Here is a 16,721-nt window from a genome sequence, read left to right on the forward strand (position 1 = left end):
CAAGCGAAACATCAACAGACCCCGGGTGCGAAATCGCCCTTCCCGGAGCGGGAGCAGCCGCCCGGCGTGGCCGGCGGCAGTACGGCAACTGCACTCCCCGCCGATCAAGGCCTTGCGGCCAACCTTGCAGCAAGGTTGGCCGCAAGCACGCATGTGCGCCCTTGAACAGGTTCTTATTCCAGCTTCAGCAGCAGCGGCACGCCATCCTTGTCAGCCTTCACCTTGTCCGGCTCCAGCACGCTGATGCGGTCTGCCAGCGCCGGTTGCGCCGCTAGCAGCAGCTGCCGCGCCGCATTGCCGCGCGCGGTGGCCAGCGCCCGCAAGGCTGCATCGTCGATCTTCTGCGCCGCCAGCAGTTCGCCGCGCATCGCCTGCGCCCGCTCGGCGGTATCCTTCTCGCTGGCGACGCGCTTGAGCCAGGCGAAACGGCCGAACTGCTGCGCGTAGCCGTCGCCCACCGCCTTGCGGATCGCCGGATCGCCCATGTCCGGCAGCGGCAGCGGCTCGTCGGCCTGCAGCCGGTAGGCGGCGCGCTTCAGGATGTCGCTGTCGACGCGGTAGCGCGCGAGCTCGCGGCTGTCCTGCTCGGCGTCATAGCCACCGCCGATGGCCAGCGCCAGCTTCGGCCGTTTGGCCAGCAAGTCCGCCAGCTTGGCCAGCTTCTCGCGCTCCGGCGGCGGAATGCGGTCATCGCCGGCATCGGCATAGATCTCGTCGAAGCCCTCGCCGCTGAACAGCGCGCGGAATGGCGCGGTGACGATCTTGACCACAATGTTGCGCAACGCCTGCCACACCAGGTGGCCGTAGGAGAAGTCCGGCGCATCGAGGCTGCCGGCCACCGGCAGCGCGAGGTCGATGCGGCCGTCGCTGTCTTCCAGCAACGCCACCGCGAGGCGCAGCGGCAGGCGGGTGCCGTCGTAGTCGGCGACCTCCTCACCCAGCCGGATGTGGTCGATCACCACGCGGTTGTCGCCCTGCAGCTGGCGGTTTTTCAGCAGGTAGCGCAGCTCGGTGGTCAGCCGGCCGTCGGTGATCTGCCAGCCAGCAAAGGTCATCGAGTAGGGGTTGAGGCTGGAGAGCGGAATGTTGCGGAAGTTCAGCGCCATGTCGAGGTCGTCGCTCACCGCCAGCGGCGACAGCGCGCCGCGGATGCGCACGTCGCCGAACTGGTCGACGCGGCCGTCCAGCGTCACCGTGCCGCGACGGCCGGGCCGGCTGGACAGGCCCAGCACGGTACCGGACAGCGAGTGGATGCGGGTGGCGAAGCTGGGCTGCAACCCCAGATCGGCAAAGTCCATGCGCGCATTGCGCACGCGGATGGCGCGCACCTCGACCACCGGCGCGGCACTGCTCTTGCCCGCAGCCGCCGGCCTGGCGGGCTGCGCGCTCGCCGGCTGCGGCTTCATCAGGTGGGCGAAGTTGGGCACCCGCTTTTCATCGAGGATGAAACGCAGCTGCGGCGACACCAGCCGCACGTCGGCAAGGTTCACCCGCTCCGGCTGCGCCTTGATGCCGGACACCGCCAGCTGCTGCCAGCCCAGCAGCACCTCGCGCCGCCCCGGTTCGTACAATGCCAGCTTGTCCAGCGCCGCCTTGCCGTCGGCCTGCCAGCGACTGCCGGCCAGCGCAAAGCCCAGATCGGCCGACAGCTCGCCGCCGCCAAAACGCAGCGCCGTCTGCTCCAGCACGTACGGCGCCACCCCGCGCAGCGGCAGGCGGCGGGCCTGCAACCGGCCCTTGATGTCCTGCAGGTTGGCCGCAAGCGTGGCATCCAGCTGCAGCTTGCCCGGCCCCAGCGCCGCCGCCAGCTGCACGGCAAAGCCCTGTTGCGGATCGCCGCTGACGCTGGCACCGACATCCTGCAGCGTCACGCTCACCGGCTGGCTGAGGCCGGCATCGCGCCAGCTGACGCTGCCGCCCGCCAGCGTCAGCTGCGGGTAGCGGATCTGCCACGCAGGGGAATCCGGCGGGGCGGTCTCGGGTGCGGGGGCCGCCTTGGCGGCGGATTCGTGCCGGCGCAACGCCTCGGCGATATCCAGCTTGCCGTCTTTGCCGCGGTTCAGCGCCAGCTGCAAGCCCTGCAGCGTGACGTCGCCCGGCGTGACGCGGTGCTTGCCCAGATCCAGCTCGCTGCTGGCCAGCTGCAGACCGGCCAGGGTGGCGAACGGCGGCCGCTCGCCGCTGGCGGCGATGAGCTGCGACAGCGACAGCGTGGCGCCCTGCACCGTCAGCCCGCCCTTGGCGTCAAGATTGATGCCGGCCTGCAGGCTGTCCAGCTTCAGGCTGGCGGACAGCGGCGTGACGAAGCCCTGGTGTGTGGCGCGCAGCTGCCAGTTGTCGACGCGGATGGCCGGCAGGCTCACCGTCCAGCCCGGCGCCGGCTTGGTGGTGGCTAGCGTCGGCTTGCTCGTCGTGGTGGTTTTCACGCTGGTCGCGGCCGGTGCGGCGGTGGGAGGCAGGGCCGCCAGCCAGTCCGGCTGCCCGTGGCGGTCGAGCACGGTATCCAGCTCGCCGCCGGCGAGGCTGAGCCGGCCCACGCTCAGCCGCCGGCTGGCGAGATCGAACTCGCCGCCGCTGAGCGCCAGCTGGCCGAGCCGGAAGCGGCCGCCACTGCCCGGCGCGCTCACCACCAGTCCCGCAAGGTTGGCCGCAACGCCCCTGGCTGACAGCCGCACCGTCTTGCCGGCCAGATCGAAGTGGTAGGGCAGGCTGACGCTCAGCTTGCCCTGTGGCGGCGCCAGCCTGAGATGTGGCTGCACGTACGGCCACACGCTGGCGAGGGTGAAGCCGGACGCCTTCAACACCCCGTCCGACTGCAAGGGCTGCAACAGCAGGCTGCCCTGCCAGTCCAGCCGGGTGCCGTCGTCCAGCTCGGCGGTGAGGCGGTAGCGACCGTGGTTATTGGGCAGCGTGGACAGGTTTTTCAGCTGGAAGTCCAGCGGCAGCACCTGGCGCTGCACGTCGCCGGCCAGCCGGTCGTGCAGCAGCAGCTGGCCCTTGTTCAGCGCCAGCTGGGTCAGCAGCAGCTTGGGCGGCTCGCTGGCCTCCTCGTCCGGTTCGGTGTCCGGGCCGGCGGCATCGCGCAGCAGGCGCGTCCAGTTCCATTCGCCCTGCGCATTGCGCGCCGCCCACAGTCGTGGCGTGTCCAGCGTCAGCTCCGCCAACTCGAAGCGGCCAAGCAGCAAGGGCAGCGCCTCGGCATCGACATTCAGGCGTGCGGCGCTGAACAGCGGCGTGCCGTCGCGATCGTTCAGGCGCAGGTCGTGCACGGTCAGCCGCCACGCCCACGGCGCAAATTCCACCTCGCCCAGCGTCAACTTGCGGCCAAGCTTTTGCGCCCAGTTGCCGGCCGCGTAGTCCAGCGCCTTGGGCACCCCGGCCCACAGCCCGCCCAGCAGCACGGCCACCGCGGTCGCGATCCACAACAGTCGACGGGGCCAGCGCGCGGGCGTGGCGGCAGGCTTGGCAGCGGTTTCACTCATCATTAAACAGTCCGGCAAAAATGGGCAGCCTTCGCCCGCAGGCACGCGACCGCGGCTGTGGGCTTTATTCCACAAACGGCCAGCAGCAAGGCGGGCGAAGGTTGCAGTCGCGCCGTGCCGCTCATAGCATGGCGAAGCGTGACCATAATTTTAAACACCGCAGCCTGGGCTGCGGCTTTCATTAGTCATTCTATACCCTGAAGAGGAACGCATTTTGATTGATCTCGCCTGGCCGTGCCGTGCACGCCAGCCGCTGCTGCGGCAACCCTGCGACCTGCGCCTCGACACCGCGCAGGCCTTCCTGACGCTGGCGCGCCGCCGCGACGCGCTGCTCAACCACGAACGCCGCAGCACCAGCTCCGGCGCCCACACCTGATCGCCACAGGACTACCCGATGAACGACGCACAGACAATCCAGCAATGGCTGGACGACCATCACATCACCGAAGTGGAATGCCTGATCCCGGACATGACCGGGCTGGCGCGCGGCAAGATCGTGCCGCGCCACAAGTACAACCCCGCCGAGGGCCTGCGCCTGCCGGAAGCCGTGCTGTCGATGACCGTCACCGGCGACTTTCCCGAGCAGGACTTCACCTCCGTCGCCGACCCCGACATGCGCCTGATCCCGGACGCCAGCACCGTGCGCCCGGTCCCGTGGGCCAAGGAACCAACCGCGCAGATCATCCACGACTGCGTCAATTTCGACGGCAGCGACGCCGACCTCGCGCCGCGCAATGTGCTCAAGCGCATCCTCAAGCTGTACCAGCAGGACGGTCTGTCCGCCATCGTCGCCCCGGAAATGGAGTTCTACCTGGTACAGGTCGAACCCGACGAAGACATCCCACTGAAACCGCCGGTTGGCCGCACCAAGCGCACCGAGGCCGGGATGCAGAGCTTTTCCATCGACGCGGTCAACGAATACGACGACATCTTCGACGTGATGTACGACTGGTGCGAGACACAGGACCTTGTGTGCAAGGTTGGCCGCAACGCTTTGTCGCCGGCGCCGGCTGCGCTATGCTGCGCAGCCATTCAATGGAGAGCACGGCATGGCGCAACGCTGGGACATTTTCTGCACCGTGATCGACAACTACGGCGACATCGGCGTCACTTGGCGCCTGGCGCGGCAGCTGGCGCACGAGTACGGCTTCGCGGTGCGCCTGTGGGTGGACGATCTGGCCAGCTTTGCCCGCATCGCCCCCGGCCTGCAGCCGGCGCTGGCGCAGCAGGTGCTGGACGGCGTCGACATCCGGCTCTGGCCGGCGCAGGACTTTCCGGCCACCGACGCCGCCGACGTGGTGATCGAGGCCTTCGGCTGCCCGCTGCCGGAGCGCTATCTGGCCGCCATGGTCGGCCGGGCGCGCAAGCCGGTGTGGATCAATCTGGAATACCTGTCGGCGGAAGACTGGGTCGCCGGCTGCCACGGCCTGGCCTCGCCGCATCCGCAGCTGCCGCTGACCAAGCACTTCTTCTTTCCCGGCTTTGGCGACGATACCGGCGGCCTGCTGTGCGAACGGGCACTGCCGGCGCAGCGCGACGCGTGGCAGGCCGACGCGGTGCTGCAGGATGCCTACTGGCAACATCTGGGCGTGCCGCCGCGCCACGCCGGCGAGCTGCGCGTCAGCCTGTTCTGCTACGAGTCCGCCGCCGCACGGCAGTGGCTGGCCAGTTGCACCGCCGGCAGCCAGCCGCTGCGACTGCTGGTGCCGCAGGGCAAGGTGTTGCCGGATGTCGCCGCCGCGCTGGGCTTGCCGCAACTGCCGCAGGCCGGTGATGTGCTGCAGCGCGGCGCGCTGACGCTGCACGTGCTGCCGCTGACCGACCAGCACGGCTACGACCGGCTGCTGTGGTCGTGCGATCTCAATATCGTGCGCGGCGAGGACAGCTTCGTGCGGGCGCAGTGGGCGGCGCGGCCGTTCCTGTGGCACATCTACCGCCAGGACGAGGACGCACATCTGGTCAAGCTGGAGGCTTTTTTGCAACGCTACCTGGTACCGCTGCCGGCGGCGCAGCAACAGGCGGTGGGCGAGCTGTGGCGCGGCTGGAACCGCAAGCAGGACGTCAGCGCCAGCTGGCGGCAAGTGCTGGCCGTACTGCCGGCATGGCGGGAACACGCCCGCATTTGGTCGCAAATGCAACTGGCGCACGGCGACCTTGCCACACGACTGGTGCAGTTCACCGAAAAGCAGCTACAATAACCGGTTTCCAAGGGAATCGTTTTCCGATTCCGATTCAAGACTTTAGGACTTAACACGCATGAAAACCGCTCAGGAACTCCGCGCAGGTAACGTATTCATGGTCGGCGGCGAGCCGATGGTTGTACAAAAAGCTGAATTCAGCAAATCCGGCCGCAATGCATCGGTCGTGAAAATGAAGATGAAAAACCTGCTGTCCGGCGCCGGTTCCGAAGCCGTGTACCGTGCCGACGACAAGTTCGACGTGGTGGTGCTGGATCGCAAGGACTGCCAGTACTCCTACTTCGCCGATCCGATGTACGTGTTCATGGACGCCGAGTTCAACCAGTACGAAGTCGAAGCCGACAACCTGGGCGACACCCTGAACTACATCGTTGACGGCATGGAAGACGAATGCCAGGTCACCTTCTACGACGGCAAGGCCATCTCCGTAGAACTGCCGACCACCGTGGTCCGCGAAGTGGAATACACCGAACCGGCCGTACGCGGCGACACTTCCGGCAAGGTACTGAAACCTGCACGCCTGACTGGCACCACCTTCGAAGTACAGGTTCCGGCTTTCGTCAACACCGGCGACAAGATCGAAATCGATACCCGCACCAACGAGTTCAAGAAGCGCGCCTGATTTCCCGGTCTGCCACCAGCAAAAGACCACCGCACGCGGTGGTCTTTTGCTTGGGGGCCCGGTTTGCCATGATCCGGCAGGTCAGGCCGGGCGCAGCTCCAGCAACATGCCGACGCGGCGCCACTGGTTCACCTCCTGACCAAAGGCGCTGGTGGTCAGCGGATTGGCTTCCAGCCAGTCGCCATCGATGGTGAGGGCGTAGCCGTTCATGGTCTGCTGCACGTTACGCACCGCCCTGCCATCGACATCGTTGCGGCTGCGGCAGAACAATGCGGCCAACCTCAGCGCCAGCACCGCGTGCCACAGCTCCGGATCGGCGATCTCGCGCGTCATCTTGCCCATGTCGCCACGGTGGCCGAGCACGATGGTGGCCAGCTCGCTCTGCTCGCGCCGCGAGAAGCCAGGCATGTCGGCATACTGCAGGATGTAGGCGGAATGCTTGTGGTAGGCAGTGTGCGCGATCGACAGCCCGATCTCGTGCACTTTCGCCGCCCAGTTCAGGCATTTGAGCAGCGGGCCATCCGGCGCCACCATGCCGTAAAACTGCTCGGCCAGACGCAACACCCGCTCCACCTGCGCGGTATCGACGTGATAACGGCGTTTGAACTGGGCAATGGTGGAGTCGCGCATGTCCTTCTCCCGCTGTCGTCCCAGCAGGTCGTAGAGCACGCCGTCGCGCAGTGCGCCATCGGTGACGATCATGCGCTCGATATGCAGGGTCTGGAACACCGCGATCATCACCGCCAGGCCGCCGCAGATCACCGGCGCCCGGTCCGGCTTGAGGCCGTTCAGGTCGATGGCCTTGAACGAGCCGAAGCGCAGCAGCTCCTCGCGCAGGCGCAACATGCCGCCGAGAGTGATCTCGCCGCTGGTCCAGTCATTGATTTCCAGGATGTCGCGCAGCGAACGCGCAGTGCCTGAGGTGCCGACTGCCAGTTGCCATTCACCCGGCGGATAGGCGTGGGTGATGCGCTGGATCTCGCTGGCGGCGGCCAGCTCGGCGTCGCGGAACGCGGCCTTGCCGATCTTGCCACCGGGGAAATGGCGCAGGCTGTAGGTGACGCAGCCCAGCGGCAGGCTCTCGGTCACGTGCGCCTTGTACTGGCTGCCGATGATGAATTCGGTAGAGCCGCCGCCGATATCGACCACCAGCCGGCGCTCCCTGGTGGCGGGCAGGCTGTGCGCGGCACCGAGGTAGATCAGGCGCGCCTCCTCGCGGCCGGCAATGATCTCGATCGGGAAGCCCAGCAGCCTTTCGGCCTCGCTGATGAATGTTGCGGCATTTTTGGCCACGCGCAGGGTGTTGGTACCGACGACGCGCACCTGGTGCGCCTCGAAACCGCGCAGCCGCTCACCAAAGCGTGCCATGCAGGCCAGCGCACAATCGATGGTGTCCTGCTCCAGCAGCTTGTCTTCGGTAAGTCCGCCACCCAGGCGGACGGTTTCCTTCAGTACGTCCAGCGGGTACAGCTGATCATCCACCACGCGCGACACTTGCAGCCGGAAGCTGTTGGAACCGAGGTCGACGGTGGCCAATACATCATAGGGGGGCGTGGTACTGTTCAAGAATCACCCCTTCTTGGAAACGGGTTGGTAAATGAAAAAACGGCGGTAACCGATGTTACCGCCGCCCTTGGACTACTGCACGCAAAATCAGGCCGGCTCTTGCGGCAGGGTCTCGCGCTTCTTGTCTTCCAGCGTGGTATGGCGGATGTCCTTGCCCTTCACCAGATACACCACGTATTCGGAGATGTTCTTGGCGTGGTCGCCGATGCGCTCGATCGCCTTGCAGATGAACAGGGTGTCGATCGACAGCGTGATGGTGCGCGGGTCTTCCATCATGTAGGTGATCTGCGAGCGCAGCTCGGACGCATAGTCCTCGTCCAGCATCACGTCTTCTTCGGCCAGCTCCACTGCGGCAGTGGGATCGAGGCGGGCAAACGCGTCCAGTGCGCGATGCAGCATCGCCAGTGCCGACTTGGCCATCTTGTCGGCCTCGCGAAAGCGCGGCGTCGGATAGCGTGACGACTGGTACAGCGAGCGGCCGACACGGGCAATCTTCTGCGCTTCGTCGCCGATGCGCTCCAGGTCGGTGATGGTCTTGATCACCGTGATCACCATGCGCAAGTCGCTGGCGGCCGGCTGACGGCGGGCGATGATGTGCTGGCAGTCTTCGTCGATCTCCACCTCGAAGGCGTTGACCTTGGCATCATCGGTGATCACGCGGTCGAGGCGATCGATATCCCCGTCCTGCAATGCCTCCATCGCGGCGCGGATTTGCTGCTCGACCAGACCACCCATCTGCAGTACGCGGGTGCGGATATTTTCGAGCTCCATATCAAACTGCTTGGAAATGTGATCAGGCATGAGCGACCTCGTTGGTTTTCGGCTTCAAGCGCGCCATGATAGACGCGCAACATGACAGTTCTGTTGCAGCAAGATGCACGGTAACGCAGCGCTTGCGGCCAACGTTGGCCGCAAGCGGGGCCGGACTTAGCCCAGTTCCTTCACGCCAGCGGCCGTCCCCAGCAGCAGCACGTCGGCCCGGCGCGCGGCGAACAGGCCGTTGGTGACCACGCCGACGATCTGGTTGATCTGCTGCTCCAGTTTCACCGGCTCGGCGATCTGCAGACCATGCACGTCGAGGATGATGTTGCCGTTGTCAGTGGTGACGCCCATGCGCCACTCCGGATGGCCACCGAGCTTGACGATCTCGCGCGCCACATGGCTGCGCGCCATCGGAATCACCTCCACCGGCAGCGGGAAGGTGCCCAGCACCGACACATACTTGCTCTCGTCGGCGATGCAGATGAACTGTTGCGCCACCGCGGCGATGATCTTCTCGCGTGTCAGCGCCGCGCCGCCGCCCTTGATCATGTGCAGGTGGTGGTTGACCTCGTCGGCGCCGTCGATATACACCGGCAGTTCATCCGGGCCGACCGTGTTCAGGTCATACACCGGAATGCCGATTTCCTTCAGCCGCCTGGTCGACGCGTCCGAGCTGGACACCGCGCCCTTGATGCGGCCCTTGATCCTGGCCAGCTCGTCGATGAAGAAGTTGACGGTACTGCCGGTGCCGACGCCGACGATGCAGTCATCCGGCACGAATTTGATGGCCTGTTGTGCCACCAGCTGTTTCAGTTGGTTCTGGTCCATGGGGTCTCCGGAATGAGGAATTATTGCGGCACCAGCAGGCACACCGCCTGCGTTTCGATCGCCTCCGCCCGGCCGAGGTAGCCGAGCTTTTCATTGGTCTTGCCCTTGACGTTGACGCAGGCCACGTCGATATCCAGCAGCGCGGCGATGCGGGCGCGGATGGCATCGATGTGCGGCGCCAGCTTCGGCGCCTGCGCGATGATGGTGCTGTCCACGTTCACCAGCTGCCAGCCGGCGGCGCGCACGCGGCGCATCGCCTCCTGCAGCAGCACGCCGCTGTCGGCGCCCTTGAACGCGGCGTCGGTATCGGGGAAGTGCCGGCCGATATCGCCCAGCGCCGCCGCGCCCAGCACCGCGTCGGTGATGGCGTGCAACAGCGCGTCGGCGTCGGAGTGGCCGAGCAAGCCCTTGTCGTGCGGGATGTGTACCCCGCCGAGCATCAGCGGGCGGCCTTCGACCAGACGATGCACGTCGTAGCCCTGGCCGATACGGAATGCTGTCATGCTTTCAATACCTTATCTTTAGCCACGGAAGCACACGGAAAAACACGGACCACTCCATGCGGCCAACTTTTGACTTGCCCGTGCTGTTTTCCGTGTGCTTCCGTGGCAAAAAAAAATCAATCTCACCGCGCCGCCAGTATTGCCGCCGCCAGCACCAGATCCTGCGGCCACGTCACCTTGAAATTCTGTGCCTCGCCCTCCACCAGCCGCGGCGCATGGCCCAGCAGCTCGATGGCGGAGGCTTCGTCGGTAATCGCCGGGTTGGCCGCATCCTGCAGTGCCTCGGCCAGCAGGCCGGCGCGGAACATCTGCGGCGTCTGCGCCAGCCACAGGCCGTCGCGCGGCACGGTGGCGGCGACACGCCCCTGCGGACTCGCCCGCTTGACGGTATCGGCCACCGGCTGCGCCAGCAGGCCGCCGATGGCGTCATCGCCCACTTCATCCAGCAGGCGCTGCAGCGCGTCCGGGCTCAGGCAGCAACGCGCCGCGTCGTGCACCAGCACCCAGTCGTCGGCGTCGGCCGCCAGCGCCGCCAGGCCGCCGGCCACGCTCTCGGCGCGGCTGGGGCCGCCGACGCGCAGCACTTCCAGCTTGGGCTGCGGCCAGTCGAAGCTGTCGAACCATTCGTCGCCGGGCGAGATCACCACCGCCACGCGGCCGATGCTGGCGCAGCGGCACAGCACGTCCAGCGTGTGCGCCAGCAGCGGGCGGCTGTCCAGCAGCAGATACTGCTTGGGCGTGGCCGAGCCGAAGCGGCTGCCGTGGCCGGCGGCCGGCACCAGTGCGATGCGGCGGCTCATGCGGCGGGCTCTGCCAGTGGCGGGTTTTCGATGCTGCGCCACAGGCAGGTGCCTTTCACGCTCTTGTCCAGCAGGTCCAGGTAGGCCTGGTGTTCGGCCAGTTCTTCCTCGCTGGGCGGCAGCACGGCCAGCGGCTTGCGCTCGAAGGCCATGCGCACGCTGCTGCCGGCCGCGGCATCATCCTCGCCGGCGGCATCCGCCAGCAGGCTGTCCTGTCCGCGCGTCATCCACAGATAGACCTCGGCCAGCAGCTCGCAGTCGATCAGCGCGCCGTGCAGGGTACGGTTGCTGCGGTCGATCTCGAAGCGGTCGCACAAGGCGTCCAGGCTGTTGCGCTTGCCGGGAAAGGTGTCGCGCGCCATGCGCAGGGTGTCGGTGACCAGCGCGCACAGCTTGTCCACCGGCGCGATGCCGAGGCGGCTGAATTCGGCGTTGAGGAAGCCGACGTCAAACGGCGCGTTGTGGATGATCAGCTCGGCGCCGCTGATGAAGTCCACCAGCTCGTCGGCGACGGCGTGGAATTTCGGCTTGTCGGCGAGAAAATCCAGCGAGATGCCGTGCACGCGCTCGGCGTCGGGGTCGATCTCGCGCTCGGGGTGCATGTACAGGTGCAGGTGGCGACCGGTCAGCTTGCGGTCCACCATTTCCAGGCCGGCAAACTCGATGATGCGGTGGCCCTGGCTCGGCTCCAGGCCGGTGGTCTCGGTATCAAGAATGATTTGGCGCATGATGGTATCAGATGGGGTTCAAGGTTGGCCGCAAGCGGGCAGCTGGCTAGCGGCGCAGGCTGTCGACGCCGGCATTGGCCAGCTGGTCGGCGCGCTCGTTGAATTCATGGCCGGCGTGGCCCTTGACCCAGCGCCACTCCACCTGGTGGTTGTTGCGCAGCGCATCCAGCTGCTGCCACAGGTCGGCGTTCTTCACCGGCTCCTTGCTGGCGGTCTTCCAGCCGCGCGTCTTCCAGCCGTGGATCCACTCGGAGATGCCTTTTTGCACGTACTGCGAGTCGGTGTACACCACGATGCGGCAGCTGCGCTTCAGCGTTTCCAGGCCGCGGATCACCGCCAGCAGTTCCATGCGGTTGTTGGTGGTGCCGGCTTCGCCGCCGAACATTTCCTTTTCCTGCCCCTTGTAGCGCAGCAGCACGCCCCAGCCACCGGGGCCGGGATTGCCCTTGCAGGCGCCATCAGGGTAAATCTCGACGATTTCGTCAGTCATGCAATGTCTCGTTATCAGAGCTACGGGTAAGCGGGTTGCGGTCGTTGCCGCCGGCGACCAGCATCGCCCGGGCCGGCTTGGCCGGCGCCCAGCGCGGCGTGATCAAGCGCATGCCGCGCTGACGCTTGACGGCGACGACGCCATAGACGCCGGCGGCCAGCGGCCAGCAGCGCGCGCCGGTGCTTTCCATGAACTGCCAGCGCGCCAGCCAGTCCTTGCGCGCCAAAGGCGGCGAGTATGCCATGAATGAGGTGGCCTCGTGCTCCAGCTCCAGCAATTTCAGCCAGTCGCGGATGCGCGGCAGCGACACGAAGTTGCCGCGCCACGGGTTGTCTTCCCGCCCCTGCAGCAGGCGGCGCACGCCCCACAGCGACGCCGGATTGAAACCGCTGATGATCAGCCGCCCTTCCGGCACCAGCACCCGCTCCGCCTCGCGCAGCACCTGGTGCGGCAGGCTGGTAAAATCCAGCCCGTGCGGCAAAATGACCAGATCCAGGCTCTTGCTGTCGAAGGGCAGGAAGGCCGGATCGCAGACCACGCCCGGCTCGCCGCAGGCGGCCGCCAGCCCCTTCCACGGGATGCGGTTCATGGCGAGGAAATCGTGCTGGCACAGGCCGATCTGCAGCGCGCGAAAACCGAACACGTCGGCCACCGCGCTGTCGAAGAAAGCCTGTTCCTGCGCCAGCAGGTATTGTCCCAGTTCGGCGCTGGCCAGCCAGTCAGCGAACTCTTCCATCATTGCGGGATCACTCATGGCCGACATTGTACGCATTACCCCACTCAAGGCGTTCTCTGATAATTATATCTGGGTTTTGCACGACGACCGCGCCGCGATCGTGGTCGACCCGGGCGACGCCGCCCCGGTGCAGCAGTTTCTGGCGCAGGCGCAGCTGAGTCTGCACGCGATCTGGATCACCCACCACCACCACGACCACATCGGCGGCCTGCCGGCGCTGCACGCGCAGTGGCCGGGCTGTCCGGTGTACGGCCCGCCCGCTGTCAGCGGCGTCAGCGTGCCGGTGATGGAAGGCAGCCAGCTCCCGGCCCTGGGCCTGGACTGCCAGGTTTACGAAGTGCCCGGCCACACCGCCAACCATCTGGCATTTCATTGCGGCCAGCACCTGTTTTGCGGCGACACCCTGTTTGCCGCCGGCTGTGGCCGCGTATTTGACGGCAGCATTGAAAGCCTGCACGCCTCGCTGCAAAGGTTGGCCGCATTGCCACCGCAGACGTTGTGCTATCCGGCACACGAGTACACGCTGGCTAATCTACAATTTGCATTGGCACTGGAGCCGGACAATCCGGCGCTGCAGCAGCGCTGGCAACGCGACAGCGCGCGGCGCGAACAGGACTTGCCGACGCTGCCCTGCCTGCTGGCGGAGGAGCTGCAGCACAACCCGTTCCTGCGCTGCGGCGAGGCCGGCATCCGCCGCACCGCGCGCCACCACCAGCCGGGCGGCGGCAACGACGCGCTGGGCGTGTTCGCCACCCTGCGGCAATGGAAAAATGACTTCCGCGTCAGTTAAATGGCAGGACACCCGCCAGGCAAATAGTTTTGTCGTGAAAGACACAAAAATCAAGAAATTAAATGAACAACATAGCGCTTCATAATTGACGTCGCAGGCGGGCGTGGTAGCATCGCCCGATATGCTCCGACAGGCCGTTGCCATGAAAAAATTTACCCCGCTCGCCCTCGCCGTACTCCTTGCCCTGCCCGCCGCCCACGCGACCAATAGCGTGACGATACCGGGCTGGAGCACGCCCGGCGTCGACGACGGCCTGGCCGCCGGTCTGGACATGATGCTGATCAACACCAGCCTGCTGCGCAACGGCGACAACGTGTGGCAACGCGCGCGCGAAGGCTTCCAGCTGCCGGAGGTCAATCCCGAGCTGGTACGCCGCCACGAGAAGTACTACACCGCGCGCCCGGAATACCTGCGCCGCACCCTGGACCGCAGCCGCAAATACCTGTTCCACATCATGAACGAGGTGGAAAAGCGCGGCATGCCGACCGAACTGGCCTTCCTGCCGGTGGTGGAAAGCTCCTTCGTGCCGACGGCCAGCTCGCCGGTCGGCGCCGCCGGCCTGTGGCAGTTCATGCCGGCCACCGGCCGCGAGTACGAACTGGAACAGACCTGGTGGTACGATGGCCGCCGCGACGTGGTGGAATCCACCCGCGCCGCGCTGGACTACCTGCAGGCGCTGTACAACCGCTTCGGCGACTGGAACCTGGCGCTGGCCGCCTACAACTGGGGCCAGGGCAACCTGAGCAAGGCGATCAGCCGCGTGCGCGCCCGCGGTGAAACCGAAACCTACGAAAACATCGCGATGCCGGCCGAGACGCGCAACTACGCGCCGAAACTGCTCGCCATCCGCAACATCATGGCACAGCCGGAGAACTTCGGCCTGCGCATCGACGTGCTACCCAACAAGCCGGCCTTTGTCGCCGTCAGCACCGGCAAGCACATGAACATCGACATCGCGGCCAAGCTGGCGGAAATGCCGGTCTCCGAGTTCAAGGAACTCAACCCCGCGTTCAACCTGCCGGTGTACGCGCACAAGAGCGGCCGCCAGATGCTGCTGCCGGCAACCAAGCTGCACCGTTTCGAGACCAACCTGGCCAAATGGGACAAGCCGCTGCTGACCTGGCAGGTTCACGTGCCGGAGAGCGACCTCAGCGTCAGCGAACTGGCCCAGCAGTTCGACATGAACCCGAACGAATTGCTGGTCGCCAACAGCCTGCAAGGCAGACGTACCGTCAGTGCCGGCCAGCCGGTACTGGTTGCCGCCCGCACCCAGGATGCCCCGGCGACACTGGAAGCCAGCGACGTCACCCCGGCCACCGCCCCGGTGCTGCTCGCCAGCAATGAACAGCCGATGGTACGCGTCGCCAGCGTTGCCGCGCCGGCCCCAGCAGCCCCAGTGACACAAGTCATCACGGTTGCCAGCATTGCAGCCAGCACACCGGCAAGCAGCCCGACGACTGCCATTGCCGCACCCGCCGTCACCCCTGCCAATAGCGCCCCAACCGCCGCCGTAGCGCTGGCGACGCCAGCCATCGCGGCTGTCGCCACCATTGCCGTACCGCCGGCCCCAGCCACTCCGGCGAACGCCGTGGCCAACAGCAACGTCCCTGCTGCCGCCACCGTCGCACCGAGCCAGCCAGTCAGCAAACCACAAGCCGTGCCGACTCCGCGCGCCAAACCGGCACCGACCGCCGTGGCCAGCGCCAGCGACGCCCCCGAGCTGCCGCTGCGCCCGGCCACCCGCGTGGAAAACCATGTCGTTGCCAACGGCGACACGCTGTACAACATCTCGCGCCGCTACAACATGAGCGTGGCGGAACTGAAAAGCCTGAACATGCTGAACAGCGACGCGGTCAAGCTGGGGCAGAACCTGCGCGTACTGGGCACTCCGCTGGGCAACACCACCGCCAGCGTGACCTCGTCATTGCGTACCGTTGCCTACCAGCAGCCGGCGCGCAAATCGGCCGAGTATGTGGTGCAATCCGGTGATACCGTATTCAGCATCGCCCGCAAGTTCGGCATCCATCACACCGACATTCAGCGCTGGAACACCCAGCTGGTTGCCAACCGGATCCAGCCAGGGCAGGTCCTGCGCGTCGAGGACGGCGGACTGTAAGCTGTCCTTGACCGACCATGAAAAACGCCTTGCACCAGACGGTGCAAGGCGTTTTTCATGGTGATTAGCGGCCAGTCAGCGGCAACAGGCCGCACTGCTACCGGTCAATCCCAGGGCACGTCAATCGCGCCGGGTGCCTCGGCAGCTGGCGCTGCCGATGTGGTCGGTGCAACGACCGGCGGTGCAAGGTTGGCCGCATCCTGCAAACCGCCCAGCGCCTGCACCAGATCGTCGATCAGCTCGCCAAGCTCCTCGCTCATCAGCAGGAAGGTCGCCTCAAACAGGCTGGCGGCGTCGTCCCCCGCCTGGCTGGCCTCTTCCTGCAGCACGTCGAGAAACTGCAGCTTTTTCAGCTGCAGGGTATCGGTCAGCGTGAAGCGGATGCGCTCGCGCCAGATCAGGCCGAGGCGGGTCACCTGCTTGCCGGTGGCGATGTGCTGACGGATCTCGTCCGCGGTCAGGTCCATGCGGGTGCAGCGCACGACCGCGCCGTTTTCCGAGCTGTCCTTCAGCTCGCAATCGGAATCCAGCACGAAGTCGTCGCAGGCCTCGCCCGCCGCCAGCCAGTCGGTCATCAGCGTGTGTGGCGCCAGCACCGTGCGCGGCAGCGTGGCCGGCAGCGGCGGCATTGCCTCGCGCAGATTGCTCAGCAGCGCTTCCGCCTTGCTGGCGGAGCCGCTGTCCACCACCAGCCAGCCACGTGCCAGATCGAAATAGGCGGCCGTGCGGCTGGTACGGGTAAAGGCGCGCGGCAGCAGATCGTCGGTGATCTGCTCCTTCATCGCCAGCTTTTCCTTGCGGCCAACCTTGCGCAGCTCCTGCTGCTCAATATCGCGCAGCTTGGCGTCCAGGAAGTCGCGAATCACGCTGGCCGGCAACACCTTGTCCTCGCGGCGCAGCGACAGCAGCAAGCGCTCGCGCTGCACATACAGCGGCTCGTCGAGATGCGGCGCGGGGGCGACCCAGCCCTCGCTGAACCAGTCGAGACCGGAGCAACGCTGGAACTGGCGGGCGATCAGGGCATCGGCCAGCTTGCTGGCCACGATCTGCTCCGGGGCAGGCAGATGGTAGAAACTGAGTTGTCGGAACCACATGATATT

The 16,721-nt window shown here is 66.2% G+C and carries 15 protein-coding genes and 1 pseudogene; 6 read left to right on the forward strand and 10 right to left on the reverse strand.

Annotated features, from left to right (window positions below; translation table 11 throughout):
* Positions 1 to 173: 173 nt before the first annotated feature.
* A complete protein-coding gene (locus tag IE083_RS02990; protein WP_189352150.1) occupies positions 174 to 3,485 on the reverse strand; it encodes a DUF748 domain-containing protein in 3,312 nt (1,103 codons plus the stop codon).
* A 211-nt stretch (positions 3,486 to 3,696) separates the two neighbouring features.
* Here IE083_RS02990 and IE083_RS02995 point away from each other — a divergent pair, with 211 nt between their 5' ends.
* The 4 genes and pseudogenes from IE083_RS02995 to efp all read left to right on the forward strand — a co-directional run bounded on the left by IE083_RS02995 (position 3,697) and on the right by efp (position 6,302).
* Complete coding sequence (locus IE083_RS02995; protein WP_189352151.1) at positions 3,697 to 3,858, forward strand: hypothetical protein; 162 nt, start codon at positions 3,697 to 3,699, stop codon at positions 3,856 to 3,858.
* 237 nt (positions 3,859 to 4,095) lie between these two features.
* A pseudogene (locus IE083_RS15760) lies at positions 4,096 to 4,446 on the forward strand (glutamine synthetase); the annotation flags it as partial.
* 85 nt (positions 4,447 to 4,531) lie between these two features.
* On the forward strand, positions 4,532 to 5,680 hold the full coding sequence (gene earP, locus IE083_RS03005; RefSeq protein ID WP_189352152.1) for an elongation factor P maturation arginine rhamnosyltransferase EarP: 1,149 nt from the start codon (positions 4,532 to 4,534) through the stop codon (positions 5,678 to 5,680).
* Between the two features lie 58 nt (positions 5,681 to 5,738).
* Complete coding sequence (efp, locus tag IE083_RS03010; protein ID WP_189352153.1) at positions 5,739 to 6,302, forward strand: elongation factor P; 564 nt, start codon at positions 5,739 to 5,741, stop codon at positions 6,300 to 6,302.
* Positions 6,303 to 6,383: 81 nt separating this feature from the next.
* On the opposite strand, the gene ppx is transcribed toward efp, so the two are convergent.
* The 8 genes from ppx to IE083_RS03050 all read right to left on the reverse strand — a co-directional run bounded on the left by ppx (position 6,384) and on the right by IE083_RS03050 (position 12,733).
* Positions 6,384 to 7,868, reverse strand: a complete 1,485-nt coding sequence (ppx, locus tag IE083_RS03015; protein WP_189352154.1) for an exopolyphosphatase — start codon at positions 7,866 to 7,868, stop codon at positions 6,384 to 6,386.
* 87 nt (positions 7,869 to 7,955) lie between these two features.
* A complete protein-coding gene (gene phoU / locus IE083_RS03020) occupies positions 7,956 to 8,669 on the reverse strand; it encodes a phosphate signaling complex protein PhoU (RefSeq protein ID WP_189352155.1) in 714 nt (237 codons plus the stop codon).
* 126 nt (positions 8,670 to 8,795) lie between these two features.
* The gene (gene rpiA, locus IE083_RS03025; RefSeq protein ID WP_189352156.1) at positions 8,796 to 9,458 is read right to left on the reverse strand and encodes a ribose-5-phosphate isomerase RpiA; all 663 of its coding nucleotides are present in this window, start codon (positions 9,456 to 9,458) and stop codon (positions 8,796 to 8,798) included.
* Positions 9,459 to 9,478: 20 nt separating this feature from the next.
* Entirely contained in the window at positions 9,479 to 9,961 is a 483-nt protein-coding gene (ispF, locus tag IE083_RS03030) for a 2-C-methyl-D-erythritol 2,4-cyclodiphosphate synthase (RefSeq protein ID WP_189352157.1), read from the reverse strand.
* 122 nt (positions 9,962 to 10,083) lie between these two features.
* Positions 10,084 to 10,761: a 2-C-methyl-D-erythritol 4-phosphate cytidylyltransferase gene (ispD, locus tag IE083_RS03035; RefSeq protein ID WP_189352158.1), complete on the reverse strand. Its 678-nt coding sequence runs from the start codon at positions 10,759 to 10,761 to the stop codon at positions 10,084 to 10,086.
* Entirely contained in the window at positions 10,758 to 11,489 is a 732-nt protein-coding gene (dnaQ, locus tag IE083_RS03040; RefSeq protein ID WP_189352159.1) for a DNA polymerase III subunit epsilon, read from the reverse strand. The genes ispD and dnaQ overlap by 4 nt, the downstream gene beginning before the upstream one ends.
* Before the next feature lie 46 nt (positions 11,490 to 11,535).
* Entirely contained in the window at positions 11,536 to 11,979 is a 444-nt protein-coding gene (gene rnhA / locus IE083_RS03045) for a ribonuclease HI (RefSeq protein WP_047968164.1), read from the reverse strand.
* Positions 11,972 to 12,733 (reverse strand): class I SAM-dependent methyltransferase, encoded by a 762-nt coding sequence (locus IE083_RS03050; RefSeq protein ID WP_229799567.1) that lies wholly within the window; start codon positions 12,731 to 12,733, stop codon positions 11,972 to 11,974. The genes rnhA and IE083_RS03050 overlap by 8 nt, the downstream gene beginning before the upstream one ends.
* Here IE083_RS03050 and gloB point away from each other — a divergent pair.
* The gene (gene gloB / locus IE083_RS03055; protein WP_189352160.1) at positions 12,732 to 13,505 is read left to right on the forward strand and encodes a hydroxyacylglutathione hydrolase; all 774 of its coding nucleotides are present in this window, start codon (positions 12,732 to 12,734) and stop codon (positions 13,503 to 13,505) included. The two genes, IE083_RS03050 and gloB, sit on opposite strands and share 2 nt — an antisense overlap.
* 142 nt (positions 13,506 to 13,647) lie before the next feature.
* Positions 13,648 to 15,621, forward strand: a complete 1,974-nt coding sequence (locus tag IE083_RS03060) for a LysM peptidoglycan-binding domain-containing protein (protein ID WP_189352161.1) — start codon at positions 13,648 to 13,650, stop codon at positions 15,619 to 15,621.
* Between the two features lie 104 nt (positions 15,622 to 15,725).
* On the opposite strand, the gene IE083_RS03065 is transcribed toward IE083_RS03060, so the two are convergent.
* Positions 15,726 to 16,715: a recombination-associated protein RdgC gene (locus IE083_RS03065; RefSeq protein WP_189352162.1), complete on the reverse strand. Its 990-nt coding sequence runs from the start codon at positions 16,713 to 16,715 to the stop codon at positions 15,726 to 15,728.
* Between the last annotated feature and the right edge of the window lie 6 nt (positions 16,716 to 16,721).

It is taken from the genome of Vogesella fluminis (genome assembly GCF_014652335.1).
Lineage (GTDB): Bacteria > Pseudomonadota > Gammaproteobacteria > Burkholderiales > Chromobacteriaceae > Vogesella > Vogesella fluminis.